This window comes from Amycolatopsis anabasis (genome assembly GCF_009765355.1).
Taxonomy (GTDB): domain Bacteria; phylum Actinomycetota; class Actinomycetes; order Mycobacteriales; family Pseudonocardiaceae; genus Amycolatopsis; species Amycolatopsis anabasis.
This window is the reverse complement of record NZ_VTHK01000012.1, coordinates 210,141-224,873: the sequence shown is the minus strand read 5'-3', so window position 1 is coordinate 224,873 and position 14,733 is coordinate 210,141. Positions and strand designations below refer to the sequence as shown.

13 protein-coding genes are annotated in these 14,733 nt (G+C 69.1%); 9 read left to right on the top strand and 4 right to left on the bottom strand.

Annotated elements, in window-relative coordinates:
* Positions 1–118: 118 nt before the first annotated feature.
* On the bottom strand, positions 119–562 hold the full coding sequence (locus tag FXO23_RS18370) for an Lrp/AsnC family transcriptional regulator (protein WP_158886482.1): 444 nt from the start codon (positions 560–562) through the stop codon (positions 119–121).
* A gap of 110 nt (positions 563–672) precedes the next feature.
* Here FXO23_RS18370 and FXO23_RS18365 point away from each other — a divergent pair, with 110 nt between their 5' ends.
* The 6 genes from FXO23_RS18365 (at position 673) to FXO23_RS18340 (ending at position 7,844) form a co-directional block, all read left to right on the top strand.
* The gene (locus FXO23_RS18365; RefSeq protein WP_158886447.1) at positions 673–1,116 is read left to right on the top strand and encodes a rhodanese-like domain-containing protein; all 444 of its coding nucleotides are present in this window, start codon (positions 673–675) and stop codon (positions 1,114–1,116) included.
* Positions 1,117–1,168: 52 nt separating this feature from the next.
* On the top strand, positions 1,169–2,014 hold the full coding sequence (locus FXO23_RS18360; RefSeq protein ID WP_158886445.1) for a GNAT family N-acetyltransferase: 846 nt from the start codon (positions 1,169–1,171) through the stop codon (positions 2,012–2,014).
* A gap of 69 nt (positions 2,015–2,083) precedes the next feature.
* A complete protein-coding gene (locus FXO23_RS18355; RefSeq protein WP_158886443.1) occupies positions 2,084–2,839 on the top strand; it encodes a type 1 glutamine amidotransferase in 756 nt (251 codons plus the stop codon).
* A gap of 93 nt (positions 2,840–2,932) precedes the next feature.
* Complete coding sequence (locus tag FXO23_RS18350) at positions 2,933–4,075, top strand: inorganic phosphate transporter (protein WP_179956803.1); 1,143 nt, start codon at positions 2,933–2,935, stop codon at positions 4,073–4,075.
* A gap of 228 nt (positions 4,076–4,303) precedes the next feature.
* Positions 4,304–7,285: a bifunctional [glutamine synthetase] adenylyltransferase/[glutamine synthetase]-adenylyl-L-tyrosine phosphorylase gene (locus tag FXO23_RS18345; protein ID WP_158886440.1), complete on the top strand. Its 2,982-nt coding sequence runs from the start codon at positions 4,304–4,306 to the stop codon at positions 7,283–7,285.
* 124 nt (positions 7,286–7,409) lie between these two features.
* The gene (locus FXO23_RS18340; RefSeq protein WP_158886438.1) at positions 7,410–7,844 is read left to right on the top strand and encodes an acyl-CoA thioesterase; all 435 of its coding nucleotides are present in this window, start codon (positions 7,410–7,412) and stop codon (positions 7,842–7,844) included.
* A gap of 174 nt (positions 7,845–8,018) precedes the next feature.
* Here the strand turns inward: FXO23_RS18340 and glnA are convergent, their stop codons facing one another.
* Positions 8,019–9,443, bottom strand: coding sequence for a type I glutamate--ammonia ligase (gene glnA / locus FXO23_RS18335; protein ID WP_158886436.1), 1,425 nt, complete (start codon positions 9,441–9,443; stop codon positions 8,019–8,021).
* A gap of 173 nt (positions 9,444–9,616) precedes the next feature.
* Between glnA and FXO23_RS18330 the strand changes: the two genes are divergently transcribed.
* Positions 9,617–10,099 (top strand): RDD family protein, encoded by a 483-nt coding sequence (locus FXO23_RS18330; RefSeq protein WP_158886434.1) that lies wholly within the window; start codon positions 9,617–9,619, stop codon positions 10,097–10,099.
* Between the two features lie 111 nt (positions 10,100–10,210).
* Here the strand turns inward: FXO23_RS18330 and FXO23_RS18325 are convergent, their stop codons facing one another.
* Both FXO23_RS18325 and FXO23_RS18320 read right to left on the bottom strand, forming a co-directional pair.
* On the bottom strand, positions 10,211–11,173 hold the full coding sequence (locus FXO23_RS18325) for a hypothetical protein (RefSeq protein WP_246257498.1): 963 nt from the start codon (positions 11,171–11,173) through the stop codon (positions 10,211–10,213).
* 112 nt (positions 11,174–11,285) lie between these two features.
* Positions 11,286–12,014, bottom strand: coding sequence for a DUF4191 domain-containing protein (locus FXO23_RS18320; protein WP_158886432.1), 729 nt, complete (start codon positions 12,012–12,014; stop codon positions 11,286–11,288).
* Between the two features lie 65 nt (positions 12,015–12,079).
* Here FXO23_RS18320 and FXO23_RS18315 point away from each other — a divergent pair, with 65 nt between their 5' ends.
* On the top strand, positions 12,080–14,164 hold the full coding sequence (locus FXO23_RS18315) for an ATP-dependent DNA helicase UvrD2 (protein ID WP_158886430.1): 2,085 nt from the start codon (positions 12,080–12,082) through the stop codon (positions 14,162–14,164).
* 196 nt (positions 14,165–14,360) lie between these two features.
* On the top strand, positions 14,361–14,639 hold the full coding sequence (locus tag FXO23_RS18310; protein WP_158886428.1) for a hypothetical protein: 279 nt from the start codon (positions 14,361–14,363) through the stop codon (positions 14,637–14,639).
* Positions 14,640–14,733 lie beyond the last annotated feature (94 nt).

The window sequence follows — 14,733 nt, the reverse complement described above, 5'->3', positions numbered from 1 at the left end:
CCGATGGTACTGCAGCCGAAGGGCTGTGGGAGAGTAGGACATCGCCGAACACAACATGAGAACAGGCCCGGAGCCTTGGTCGAGAACCCGTAGGGTTTTCCCAGGCTCCGGGCCTGTTTCAGTTCTGCCGGGTGATGCCCCGCCGCCGGACCGGTGAGGAGAACACCAGGGACGTCGTGGTCTCCCCGTAACGCTGGATGCGCTCCACCAGACTCTCCAGTTCCCCAGTGGAACCGCAGCTGATCCGGAGAAACCAGCACTCGTCGCCGGTGACGTGATCGGCGGCCAGTACCTGAGGCAGCGCGAGGATCGTTTCGCGGAAACGGGTGCCGTCCAGGCTGCGGACCTTGGCACGCACGATCGCCGCGATCGGCCGTCCCAGCTTCTCGGCGTCGACCTGCGCCGAGTACCCGGTGATGATCCCGCGCTCCTCCAACCTGCGGACCCGTTCGGTGGCTGCGGGCGCCGACAACGACACGCGCCTGCCGAGCTCGCTGTAGCTCATCCGGGCGTCCGCCTGCAACAGTTCGAGAAGCTGCCAGTCGACGTCGTCGAGATCCACCTTCAAACTCCAGCTCATCCGGGCACGCGGGCTTGAAATCCCAGGTCTTGGCGGTGTGGAACCTGGATTCGACCATGGGAACACAGCCCGCGGGCCCGGAGGATTGAGCTATGACCAATCCCTCCCGCGTACTCGCCCAACCCGCCGCGACGCCACCGGCCGCGGCCGCGTACTTCGCCGCCGAACTGGCTTTCGACGTGGACCCCGACGACCTCGTCCGTGATCTGCTCGGCGGCAACCAGCAGGGCTACCTGGTCGTGGAGACCCGGGCGCCGGAGGCGTTCGCCGCGGTACGCATCCCCGGTGCGATCAACCTGCCCTACCGCGAGATGACCCGGGAAACGACCGCTCGCCTTGATCGCGAACTCGTCTACGTCTGCTACTGCGAGAGCTTCCAGTGCAACGCGGCGACCAAGGGAGCGCTCAACCTGGCCAAGCTCGGCTTCCAGGTCAAACGCCTCGCCGGCGGCATCACGGCCTGGCAGTTGGCCGGATACCCCGTCGAAGGCGAGCGCGCCGCCGACCCGGCGCCCGCCATCGGCTGTGCCTGCTGATCCGCCCATATTTCCGTGGACCGCGTCCCGGCGTCGGTGTGATCGTGTGCGTATGGAGATCACTCTGCACACCGATGTCCCGGAATTCGTCCGCTACGCGCGGCCGTTCTACGAGGCCGACCCGGTCGCGCATACCGGAGCGCTGACCGCGCTGGCCAACGTCGAACGTACCGGGAAGTGGGCAGTGCTCGTCACGGTTCGCGATCGGGGCGAGTTGTGCGGCGTGATGATCGGCGACGGTGACCGGCCCGCCGGGGTCAGCGGCCTGCCGGTCGCGGCCGCGGCACCCGTCGCCGCCGCGCTCAGCGATGCGGGCGTCGAGCTCACCGCGGTCTCCGGGCCGCGCGAACCAGCCGAAGCGTTCGGCGACGCGTGGTCCCGGGTCACCGGCGGGCCGGTGCGCCAGGTGTCCCAGCAGTGGCTCTACGTCCTGGACTCCCTCGCGGAACCGCGCCGCCCTCGGGGAGAGTTCCGCGTCGCCACCGCGGCCGACATTCCCCGGATCGCCCGATGGCGCGTGGACTTCACCACCGAGCTCGAGCCGGTCGTCACGCCCGACGAGGACTCCGCCGAGGTGGTGCGGGTCGCCATGGCGCAGGGCGGAGTCCACGGCCTCTGGTGCGTGGACGGAAATCCCGTCTCGATGGCCCTGGGCCGCGCGCCGGAAGGCGGCGTCTCGCGCATCAGCTTCGTGTACAGCCCGCCCGGCCAGCGAGGCCACGGCTACGCGTCGGCCGTCACCGCGGCGGTGACCCGGCAGGTCCTGGACAACGGCGTGCGGAACGTCGTCCTGCACGCCGACGCGAACAACCCCGTCGCCAACGCCATCTACCAACGCCTCGGCTTCCTCACCCGGCACCAGGTCCTCCGCCTGGCGTTCCCGGTCGCGAAGAAGTAGGAAGGGACCTTTACTCCTCTTCACCGGAAGTAAAGGTCCCTTCCTATCGCTGGGGATACGCTGGACAGGGTGAGCACACCACGACTGTTGATCATTCAGCCCGACCCGCTGGACCCGCCGGGCCCGTTCGGTGACTGGCTGATCGAGGCCGGCGCGGAACTGGACGTACGGCAGCCGCCGCAGGAGGAGCTGCCGGAAAACCTCGACCACTACCAGGGGCTGGTGTGCCTCGGCGGGGCGATGGGCGCGGAGGACGACGCCGATCACCCGTGGCTGGCGAACGTTCGCCGGTTGCTCGCCACGGCTTCCGCCGCGCGCCTGCCGACCCTGGGAATCTGCCTCGGCGCCCAGCTGCTGACCGTGGCCACCGGCGGCCGCGTGGTGCGGGGCGGCAACGGACCCGAGGTCGGTCCCGCGCTGGTGTCCAAGAAGGACCTGGCGTGGATGGATCCGCTCTTCGCGGACCTGCCCCTGATGCAGGATGTCCTGCAGTTCCACAACGATGCCATCGAACAGCTGCCGTCGGGCGCGGAGTTGCTGGCCTCGGCACCGGCCTACCCGAACCAGGCGTTCCGGTTGAACCGCTGCGTTTACGGGGTCCAGTTCCACATCGAAACCACCCCCGAGATCGTACGGAAATGGGCGCGAGACGATCCCGAGATGGCGGCGTTCGCCCGTGCGGGTGTCTTCGAAACCGACAGCCTCACCCAGGTGCACGCCGACATCGCGCACACCTGGCGACCCTTCGCGCACCGGTTCGTCCGACTGGCCGACGGGACGCTGGAACCAGCCGCCGATTCCGGTAAAACGTTGCCGCTCGTGTAACACCCCCCGACGAAAGTCCTAACGGCACCTTAACGCTCGGGTACCTCCGTCAGGTACGTTGCGGAAGTAGTCCCAACGGGTTCGGAGGTCGGGGTGGACCCTACGCTGCTGGTCGTCGTCGTGATCGCCACGGCGTTGGTCTTCGATTTCACGAACGGATTCCACGACACGGCCAATGCGATGGCCACGTCGATCGCAACCGGCGCACTGCGTCCCAAGGTCGCCGTCGCGCTGTCCGCGGTGCTGAATCTCGCCGGCGCGTTTTTGTCCATTGAGGTCGCCAAGACGATTTCCAGCGGGCTGGTCGACGACAGCAAGGTCGGCCCCGCCATCGTGTTCGGCGGGTTGATCGGCGCCATCATCTGGAACCTCTTCACGTGGTTCGTCGGGCTCCCATCCAGCTCGTCGCACGCGCTCTTCGGCGGGTTGATCGGCGCGACCTGGGTCGCCGCGGGCAGCGACTCGGTGCACTTCATGAAAATCCTGGACAAGGTGCTGCTGCCGGCGGTGGCGTCGCCGGTGATCGCCGGTGTGGTCGCGATGACGGCGACCTTCCTGGTGTACCGGTACTTCGTGCGCACCAGGAAGCCCGAGAAGCGGGTGTCCGGATTCCGCGTCGGCCAGATCATCTCCGCCTCGCTCGTGTCGCTGGCGCACGGCACCAACGATGCCCAGAAGACGATGGGCATCATCACGCTGACCTTGATCAGCTCGGGCCACCTCGCGCCCGGCTCCACCCCACCGGCCTGGGTGATCGTCAGCGCGGCGCTGGCCCTGGCGCTCGGCACCTACCTCGGTGGCTGGCGGATCACCTACACGCTGGGCAAGGGACTCACCGATATCGAGGGGCCGCAGGGGTTCTCCGCGCAGACCAGTTCGGCCGCGGTCATCCTGGTGTCGTCGCACCTGGGTTTCCCGCTGTCCACCACGCACGTGTGCTCCGGCGGCGTACTCGGCTCCGGCGTCGGCCGACGCGGCGCACCGGTCCGCTGGCGCCTGGCGGGTCGCATGGTCATCGCCTGGCTGTTCACCCTGCCCGCCGCCGCCGTGGTCGGCGCGGTCGCGGGCAAGATCGCCGCCCTGGGAACCGCCGGGACGATCGGCGTCGGCCTGGGCGGTGTCGCCGTCGGCGCCGGCGTCTACCTGCTCTCCCGCCGCAAACCGGTCACCGCGCACAGCTTCCACGTCCCCGAGCCGTCCGCCCCCGGCACCGAACCCGAACGCCTCGCCGCCTGACCCCGAAGCAGGAAGGGAGCTTTACTCCAGAACAACCGGAGCAAAGCTCCCTCGCTACCGGCTATCGAGAGCGAAGGTCCCTTCCTGCCGGTTTCGCCGGAGTCCGCTGCCGGGCGCGCCTGGAGCAAAGGTCCCTCGCTGCGGAGCCGGGGCAGCGAAGGTCCCCCGCTGCCGACTTGCCGTAGCAAAGCTCCCTTGCTGCCTTCCTGCCCATTACGGTGAGGGGTGATGACAGAGCGAGCCCGGGCCAGCGCGTCGACGGCGAGGTACGGCTTCACCGACGGCCGCGCCGAGGAGCAGTTGCGCGCGGCGGGCTGGTGGGGGGCGAGCGGCCCGACAGACGGCAGCGTCGAGATCCTCGTCGCCCTGTCCCGGAGCGCCGACCCCGATCTGGCGCTTCGCGGCCTCGAGCGGATCCGGGAATCCGACGAGTCCGGCTGGCCCGAACTCGCCGCGGCACTGCGCACGGATCCGGCGTTGCGCGGTCGCTTGATCGGCGTGCTCGGGACGTCCACCGCGCTCGGCGACTTCCTGGTCGGCGCGCCCGGCCGGTGGCGCGGTCTCGCCGGATCGCCAGCCACCGCCACCGAGGAGTACACCGCCAAACTGCTGACCGCGGTCGGCAGCGGGACGCGGGAGCCGCTCACCGAGAACGCGGCGGAGCAGGCGCTGCGGGTCGCATATCGGGCGTTGCTGCTGGAGATCGCCGCGGCCGACCTCGGGTACGTGGTCGAATCCTGCCTTGATCGGCCGTCGTACGCCGACGTGGCCGCGCGGCTCACCGCCCTCGCCGAGGCCGCACTGATCGCGGGACTGGCGGTCGCCGAGTACGAGATCGGGGCTGCCGACGAGGCGCGCCTGGCCGTGATCGCTATGGGCAAATGCGGAGGACGCGAGCTGAACTACGTCAGCGACGTGGACGTGATCTTCGTGGGTGACGGCGATCCGCAGGTCGCGACCCGGCTCGCCAGCACGATGATGCGCGTCGTCGGCAAGGCCTGCTTCGAGGTCGACGCCGCGCTGCGCCCCGAGGGCAAGGCCGGAGCCCTGGTCCGCACCCTCGACGGGCACACCGCGTACTACCAGAAATGGGCGCGCACCTGGGAGTTCCAAGCGCTGCTCAAGGCACGCCCGGTGGCCGGCGACGCCGACCTCGGGCGGCAATACGCCGAGATGGTCGCCCCGATGGTGTGGTCGGCGGCGGATCGCGAGAATTTCGTACCCGATGTCCAGCAGATGCGTCGCCGGGTGGAGGGACACGTACCGTCGGAACTGGCCGAGCGCGAGCTCAAGCTGGGCCGCGGCGGGCTGCGGGACGTCGAATTCGCGGTGCAACTGCTGCAACTCGTGCACGGCCGGGTGGATCCCGAACTGCGTTCGGCGTCCACTATGGATGCCCTCAAGGCCTTGGGCGCGGGTGGTTACGTCGGCCGGGCGGACGCCGCCGAGCTCGCGGACTCGTACGAGTTCCTGCGCAAGGTCGAGCACCGGTTGCAGCTCCGACGACTGCGCCGGACCCACCTGTTCCCCGCCGCGTCGGAGATCACCGAACTGCGCGTGCTCGCCAGGGCCACCGGGATCCGTCCGGCCCGGGGGCGCGGTGAGGGCGAGGTGCTTCTCGCCGAATTCCGCCGGCACGCGCAGCGCATCCGCCGCCTGCACGAGAAGCTGTTCTACCGCCCGTTGCTGCAGTCGGTCGCGAACGTGCCGACCGACGCCCTGCGGCTGACGACCAAACAGGCGGCCAGCCGGCTGGCCGCCCTGGGGTACGCGGCACCGGACGGGGCGCTCCAGCACATCAAGGCGCTGACCGCGGGAGTGTCCCGGCGGGCGGCGATCCAGCAGACCTTGCTGCCGGTGCTGCTCGGCCTGTTCGCGGACACGCCGGATCCGGACGGCGGCCTGCTCGCCTACCGCAAGGTTTCCGAGGCGCTGGAGGCCACACCGTGGTACCTGCGGGTGCTGCGGGACGAAGGCGCGGTCGTGGAACGGCTCGCCTTCCTGCTCGGAACCTCGAGACTGGTCCCCGATCTCCTGGCGCGCGCGCCCGAGGTGCTGCAACTGCTGGGCGATCCGGAACGCCTCGCCGGGCGCTCACCCGCCGAGGTCGCGACCTCGCTCCGGGCCGCCGTCCGGCGGCAGCCCGGCCTCAACGCGGCCGTGGCGACCGCGCGTTCGCTGCGGCGGCACGAGATGTTGCGGGTCGCCTCGGCGGATTTGCTCGGGCTGCTCGACGTGCGAGCCGTCTGCGAAGCGTTGTCCAAGGTATGGGTCGCCGTGCTGCAGAGCGCGCTGGCCGCGGCGATCCGCAAGCGGGAAGCCGAACTGGGCAGCCAGCCCGCGAGTATCGCGGTGATCGGTATGGGCCGGCTCGGTGGCGCGGAACTGGGCTACGGCTCGGACGCGGACGTGCTGTTCGTCTGCGAACCCGCCGACGGGGTGCCGGATTCGGACGCCGTCCGGTACGCGTCCTCGGTCGCGGAAACCGTGCGCAAGATGCTCGGTGCGCCCAGTTCCGACCCGGCGCTCGTGGTGGACGCGGATTTGCGACCCGAGGGACGCAACGGTCCGCTGGTGCGCACGCTGGAGTCCTATCGGGCCTACTACCAGCGCTGGGGCGAGGTGTGGGAGGCGCAGGCGCTGCTGCGCGCGCGGTTCGTCGCGGGCGACACCGGACTCGGCGAGCGATTCGTCGCCGCGATCGACCCGATCCGGTATCCGGACGGTGGTCTGGAGCCGGCCAAAGCGCGCGAGGTGCGCCGCATCAAGGCCCGGGTGGAGACCGAGCGGATGCCCAAGGGGGCTGATCCGACCCGGCACACCAAACTGGGCCGGGGCGGGCTGGCCGACGTGGAATGGACCGTGCAGCTCTTCCAGCTCCAACATGCCCACGAGGTGCCGGAACTGCGCACCACGTCAACCCCGGGCGCGCTCGCCGCACTGGCCGAAGCCGGGCTCGTCGATCAGGCCGACGCCGACTCCCTGACCGAGGCGTGGCTGCTGGCTACCCGCGTCCGCAACGCGGGGATGCTCGTGCGTGGCAAGGCGGTCGACGAGGTCCCCAGTTCGGGCCGCGAACTTGCCGCGGTGGCACGCGTGCTGGGCTACTCCGCCGAGGACGACCCGGGCGAATTCCTGGACGCCTACCGCCGCACCACCCGCCGCGCCCATGCCGTCGTGCAGCGCCTCTTCTACGAGATCCCAGGGTGAGGAGCAAGGGACCTTTGCTCCAGCTCACCGGCAGCGAGGGACCTTTGCTACCGCGAGACGTGAGTGAAGCTCCCTTGCTCACATCCGCTGCGCCCGGAATGTCCTGCCGACTTAGGGTGAGGTGGTGAGTGAGCGGGAGCCGATGCGCGTCCAGATCAAGGTTCGGCACTACGAGCTGGACACGCTGGGACATCTGAACCACGCCGTGTACCACTCGTATGCCGAGGTGGCGCGGCTCGAGCTGCTGGAGCGGGCCGGCGTGCTCGCGGATGGCCTGCGCGAAGAGCAGCTCGGTTCGGTGATCCTCGAGACGCATGTCCGGTTCCGCCGCGAGTTGCGCGCGGGCGACGTCGTCGAGGTCACCTGCGACACCGTGTTCGGCGAGGGCAAGACCTTCCAGATGAACTCGAACATCTACAAACTCGACGGCACGCTTGCCGCCGAGATCAGCTGCACCCTCGGCCTCATGGACCTCGAGCGCCGCAAGCTGGTCGAGGACCCACGCGCGCGGTTCGAGCGCGCCGGAGTCGATCTCAAGGTTCTGTCGACCGCCGAATAACCGCTGCTACTCGGTGTGCACCGGGTAGCTCAGCGCGATGCTGCCGCCGGTCGCGTAGTTGGCGACCCCCGCGAGCGCGGTCCAGGCCCAGCACGCCCAGCACAAAGAAACGCCGACGGCGAGGGTGTTTCCACTCCTCGCCGCCGGCGTGTCCGGGTTATCGCCGACGTACGGTCACACGTCGTAGTAGAGCGCGAACTCGTACGGGTGCGGGCGAAGGCGCAGCGGGTCGATCTCGTGCTCCCGCTTGAAGCTGATCCAGGTCTCGATCACGTCCGGGGTGAAGACGCCGCCTTCGAGCAGGAAGTCGTGGTCGCGCTCCAGGGTGTCGAGCACGGTGCCCAGGTCGCTCGGCACCAGCTTGACGTCCTTCGCCTCCTCGGGCGGCAGCTCGTAGAGGTCCTTGTCGATCGGGTCCGGCGGCTCGATCTTGTTCTTGATGCCGTCCAAACCGGCCATCATCATCGCCGCGAACGCCAGGTACGGGTTGCCGGAGGAGTCCGGGCAGCGGAACTCGGCGCGCTTGGCCTTCGGGTTGTTGCCGGTGATCGGGATTCGCACGCACGCGGAGCGGTTCCGCTGCGAGTAGACCAGGCTCACCGGAGCCTCGAAGCCCGGGACCAGGCGGTGGTAGGAGTTCACCGTCGGGTTGGTGAACGCCAGCAGGCTCGGCGCGTGCTGGAGCAGGCCGCCGATGTAGTGGCGAGCGGTGTCGGACAGGCCCGCGTAGCCGGATTCGTCGTGGAACAGCGGCGTGCCGTCCTTCCACAGCGACTGGTGGCAGTGCATACCGGACCCGTTGTCGCCGAACAGCGGCTTGGGCATGAAGGTCGCGGTCTTGCCGGCGGCCCACGCGGTGTTCTTCACGATGTACTTGAACAGCTGCAGGTCGTCCGCGGCGTGCAGCAGGGTGTTGAACTTGTAGTTGATCTCGGCCTGCCCGGCGGTGCCGACCTCGTGGTGGGCACGTTCGATCTCGAAGCCGGAGCCGGTCAGGTTCTGCACGATCTCATCGCGGAGGTCGGCGAAGTGGTCGACCGGCGGGACGGGGAAGTAGCCGCCCTTGTACCTGGTCTTGTAACCGCGGTTGCCGCCCTCTTCGTCGGCGCCGGTGTTCCACCAGCCCTCGACGGAGTCGATCTCGTGGAAGGAGCCGTTCTCCGCGGAGTCGAAGCGTACCGAGTCGAAGATGTAGAACTCGGCCTCCGGGCCGAAGAACACCGAGTCGGCGACGCCGGATTCGGCGATGTACTGCTCGGCCTTGCGCGCGATGTTGCGCGGGTCCCGGCTGTAGGGCTCGCGGGTGAACGGGTCGTGCACGAAGAAGTTGATCGAGAGAGTCTTCTGCTTGCGGAACGGGTCGATGCGCGCGGTCGCCGGGTCCGGGAGCAGGAGCATGTCCGACTCGTGGATCGACTGGAAGCCGCGTACCGAGGAGCCATCGAACGCCAGTCCCTCGTCGAAGGCATCCAGGTCGAAGGCCTTCGCGGGAACGGTGAAGTGCTGCATCACGCCCGGCAGGTCGCAGAACCTGACGTCCACGAACTGCACATCCTCATCGGCGATGAGACGTTGGATATCGTCTGGAGTAGTGGACACCCTCGGTGACTCCTTCATATTCGTTGCCGTCGGCAATACTCTCTTCGGCTCACGCTAAGAGCGCGGTGTTGCCCGACCATCACCCGGATGTTTCGCCGATGTTAACGGATGGGTGGATATCGGGTAGTGGACCAGGGCGGATGCGGCCGGCGCCAGCGGCATACCCTGGACGGGTGGCGAGATGGACCGGCGAGTGGTTATCCGGACCCAACGCGGCGTTGGGCGGCGACGGTGAGCCGCCGCGCTGGCGAGGTGAACGGCTGGGCCTGCCCGAAAGCGGGGCCGGCGCGGTGGCGGGCGGTGGCGCCCGCCTGCTCGCACTGGTCCTCGACCTGGTGCTCGCATCGCTGGTGACCTCGTTGTTCATGCGGCCCGACCTGCAGGACTCCGCGTTGATGCAGTCCTACAACCTCTGGGCCGGAGTGGTGTGGGCCGTGCTTACCGTAGTCCCGGTCACATTCTTCGGTTTCACCCCGGGTATGGCGGCGCTCGGCATCCGGGTGGCACGGCTGGACGGAGCCGCGATGGTCGGCGGGTGGCGCGCGTTCGTGCGCGCCGTGCTGACGTTCCTGATCATTCCGGCCGTGCTGCGGAACCTCGACGGCCGGAGCTGGCTCGACCGGCTGACCGGCACCGTCGTCATCCGCATGCGCTGACGTCGCCTGCGGGAAGGGAGCTTCACTGCTGCTGGTCGGCAGGAAGGGACCTTTGCTATCGATCAGGCACAGCGAAGGTCCCTTCCTGCCGCCGCGGCCCCGCCCGCCCGGTTACCGGGGCTGGGCGGGGCGAGCGGTGACCGTGGGTGGTGGGCGGTTGGTGGCTTGGCGATGCGCGGTACGCAGTTCCCGGATGACCGCGGCGGGGTCGTGGCGTATGCGGGAAGGCAAGGTGCGCACGACGACGACATCCGCGGCGGCCAGCGCGGTGCCGTCTCCGGTGGCGTCCGCGTGGCGAGCCGGGCCGATCCGGTACTCGTGCGAGTCGATCTCCCACGCCAGACCGACGTCCTGCCAGTAGGCGTCGGCGAAATCGAGCAGCTTCCCGGAGCGGTCGCGGATCTCGACGTTCCACTCCGGTTCCGGCAGGTCGCTGCGCTCGATGAGGGCGCGGCCCCACTCCTCGGCAGCGGACCGGACACCCCGGTCGATCTCGTTGATCACCCGGCGGGGAAGCGCCGATCCGATCGTGGTGCCCGCTTCGAGTTCGTGCCGCAGTTCCAGCGGATCGCAAAGCCCGCGTTCGACCGCGTCCGTGATCATCGCGCGCACATCCTCCAGCCGATCCATCCGGTGGGCGGCGTCGATCAGCGCGCGGGCGAGCGGGGCGACCGGAAGGCCGTTGATCTCCACCGGCACCGGTAGGTGAATGGTGCGTTCGACGAGGGCGAATCCGCTGGTCGCGACCTTGCTCTCATGCGGAATGAGCACATGCACCCGGCGGTCGTTGGGGAGCTGCTTGACGCCGTGCAGGCGGGCCGCCTCGACACCGGTGACCATGGCCTTCTCACCGGCGTGGGTCAGTGCGGCCCAGCTCAGCTGGTAGCGCGTGGGCGGGCCGTTGTTCAGCATGACGACACCGGGTATCAGGCGTCGCCAGGGGCCCTCGGGGCGGCAGCGGGTGGACACGGCGGAATGCGACATTCCGAGCGCGACCAGTGTCGCCCGCGCGGCTATCCCACCGGGGAACATCTTGTTCAGCGCTTCGTGCTGGGGCACGCGTACTTTCGACACGCGGTCATGGTGTGACTACACACCGACAGTTCCGGTGTTTCGGGCTCCCAGAACAGTAGGAAGGGACCTTCACTGCCGAAAATCGGTAGCGAAGGTCCCTTCCTACTGCGCGTCAGCGGCGGCGGATGGTGCGCTGGACGTTGCGCATCTTGGCGCCCTGCGGCATCGGGCCCTTGGGCATGGCGGCACCTCGGTTGCCGAGCGCGGCCAGCTTCGCCTCGAGCGCGTCGACCTGGGCGGGTTTCAGGTTGCGCGGGAGCTTCATCAGGTAGCCCTGGAGCTTGCGCAGCGGGACCTGGTTTTCCTCGTGCCCGATGATGACGTCGTAGATCGGGGTCTCGCCGACCAGCCTGGACACGCGCTTCTTCTCCTGCGCGAGCAGGCCCTTAACGCGGTGCGGCGCGCCTTCGGCCACGAGAATCACCCCGGGCCCGCCGAGCACCCGGTGCACCGCGTCGAGCTGCGTCGTGGCCGCGACCGTCTGGGTCACCCGCCACCGGCCGCGCAGGTTGTCCAGTGCCCACGCGGCGGCGCCCGGCTGGCCGTCGGCCTTCGTGTACACCGTCTTCTGCACCCGCCGGCCGAAGATGATCACAGCGGCGAGCAGCCCGAGCAGGATGCCGACCGGCAGCAGCATCCACTGGATGCCGAAGATGAATCCGAGCCCGAACACCACGCCCGCGACGACGAGGAACGAGCCGAGCATCCACGGGATGAGCGCCTTGTCTTCCTTGCGCTGCATCTTGAACGCTTCGAAGATCTGGCCGCGCCGAGCCTTGCTCGCCGCACGCTTCTCCTTCTTGGCCTGCCTGGCAGCCTCTTTGTCCTGCTTTCCCGCCATATGAACCAGGATACGGCCGGGTGGGCACCCTCACCGCCGTCGGCCCCCTCTGCGAGGATGCATCGGTGGTTAGCGCACCTGCCTCCAAGACCAGGCCGGGGCTGCTGGACGGCCTGGACCCCGAGCAACGAGCCGCCGCCAGCGCGCCGCGCGGGCCGGTTTGCGTGCTGGCCGGCGCCGGTACCGGGAAGACGCGAACCATCACGCACCGCATCGCCCACCTGATTCGCTCCGGACATGTTGCCGCTGGTCAGGTGCTCGCGGTGACTTTCACCGCCCGCGCCGCGGGGGAGATGCGCTCCCGGTTGCGCGGTCTCGGCGTGGACGGCGCGCAGGCGCTCACCTTCCACGCCGCCGCCCGTCGCCAGCTGCGGTACTTCTGGCCGCGAGTGGTCGGCGACCGGCCCTGGGACCTGCTCGAAGGCAAGTTGCGGTTCGTCGGACAGGCCGCCCAGCGTGCCGGGGTCGGCACCGAGGCGGAGATCCTGCGCGACCTGGCCGGGGAGATCGAGTGGGCGAAGGCCTCGCTGGTCAGCCCGGACGACTATCCCGCGGTCGCCGCCCGGACACAACGGGACATCCCCGCCCCCGCCGCTCGCGTCGCCGAGGTCTACCGGGGCTACGAGAAGATCAAGAACTCGGCTCAGCTGCTCGACTTCGACGACCTCCTGCTGCACACCACCGCGGTGCTCGAGGAGCACGGGGAAGTCGCTCAGGAGTTCCGCGACCGCTACCGCTGCTTCGTCGTCGACGAATACCAGGACGTGACCCCGCTGCAGCAGCGGCTGCTGGACGCGTGGCTCGGCGGACGCGACGACCTGACCGTGGTCGGCGACGCCAACCAGACGATCTACTCGTTCGGCGGCGCGTCCCCCCGCCCGCTGCTGGAATTCACCCGTCGATTCCCCGAGGCCACGGTCGTCCGCCTCGAGCGGGACTACCGGTCGACTCCGCAGGTCGTCTCGCTGGCCAACAAGGTGATCGGGGCCGCGCGCGGCCGACCGGCGGGGTCGCGCCTGCGCCTGCTCGGCCAGCGGCCCGAGGGACCTGAGCCGCGGTTCGCCGAATTCGAGGACGAGCCCACCGAAGCCGCCGCGGTGGCCGCCCGGATCCGGCAACTGCTCGACATCGGAGTCGCCGCCAGCCAGATCGCGGTCCTCTACCGGGTGAACGCGCAGTCCGAGGCCTACGAGCAGGCTCTCGCCGAGGCGGAGATCCCGTACCTCGTCCGAGGCGGCGAACGGTTCTTCGATCGGCGCGAGGTACGACAGGCGATGGCCGCGCTCCGCACCGCGACGGGCGCCGCGGACGACGACCTGGTCACCACGGTCCGGCGGGTGCTCGCCGGGGTCGGCCTGACCGAACAACCTCCGGCGGGGGGTGCGGCGAAGGAACGCTGGGATGCGCTGCTCTCCCTCGTCGAGGTCGCCGAGGAGCTGTCGGCCACGGTCGAGGGCGCGGATCTGGGGCGGTTCGTCGCCGAACTCGACCAGCGTGCCGCTGCCCAGCACCCGCCGACGGTGGAAGGCGTCACGCTCGCCTCGCTGCACGCCGCCAAGGGGCTGGAGTGGGACGCGGTGTTCCTGGTCGGGCTCGCCGAGGGCACGATGCCGATCCAGCACGCCGACGGTGACGACAACGCGATCGAGGAGGAGCGCCGGCTCTTCTACGTGGGGGTGACCCGGGCACGGGAACATCTGTGGCTTTCCTGGTCCCTGTCCCGGCATCCGGGTAGCCGGCGCCTTCGGAGGCGGAGCAGGTTCCTCTACGGCCTGCTGCCGGAGGATCACCCGGCGGCCAAGGTCGGGCGAGCCAAATCCGGTATGGGTTCGGGCCCGAAGCCGCGCTGCCGGGTCTGCGGCGGACCGCTCACCGAGACGCTGGACATCAAGCTCGGACGGTGCGGCAAGTGCCCATCCAACGTGGACGAAGACCTGCTTGAGCGGTTGAAGAACTGGCGGGTGGAGCGGGCGAGGGAGCTCAAGGTCCCCGCCTACGTCGTCTTCACTGACGCCACCCTGGTGGCGATCGCCGAACAGCGGCCGACCGACAACGGGGCGCTGGTGTCGATCTCGGGCATCGGGCCGACCAAGCTGGAGCGGTTCGGCGCCGAGGTGCTCGCGGTGGTCCGCGAGGGCGATCACTCTTGACCGCGTTTCGGCCCTGATCCGCGCGGCAGAACCGCTGGTCGGAGGCGATCTTCGCCGCCAAGGAGAGATTTAGGGAAAATAAGTTGCCCCGGTGTGCTCGTGGGCAATAGCCTGCACAGGCGCGGGTGAAGAGCCCGGGGAGAATCCGCTTGTCGACTGGGGCGACGGGCGTCGGACAGCGAGAGGAGGTGCCAAGGTGATGAAGAACTTCACGATGATCGGCAACCCTGGCACCACGCTGTCCTGCGCGAGCGGGAAAGGCGCGTTGACCGGCCAGGGCACCGCCATGTTCGGAGCCAATGAGCGACGGCAAGTGATGACCAGTGGCCTCATCGCCCCGCGTCGTCACCGTTATGACGGGACCCTTGTGTCCCTCGCCGAAGCCGCTCGCCCGGCCTTCAACCCGTCCACCGCCGATTTGGTGCAGATCAAGCAGTTCTGTGTTCCGTTGTCTCGACCGGAGCGAAGTCCCTGACACCGTCAGGACGAGAGGCTCACGGAGGCCGCGGAACCGTACATCGGTACCGCGGCCTTCGTGTTTTTTGGGGTTCAGCAGTGTCCACATCCAC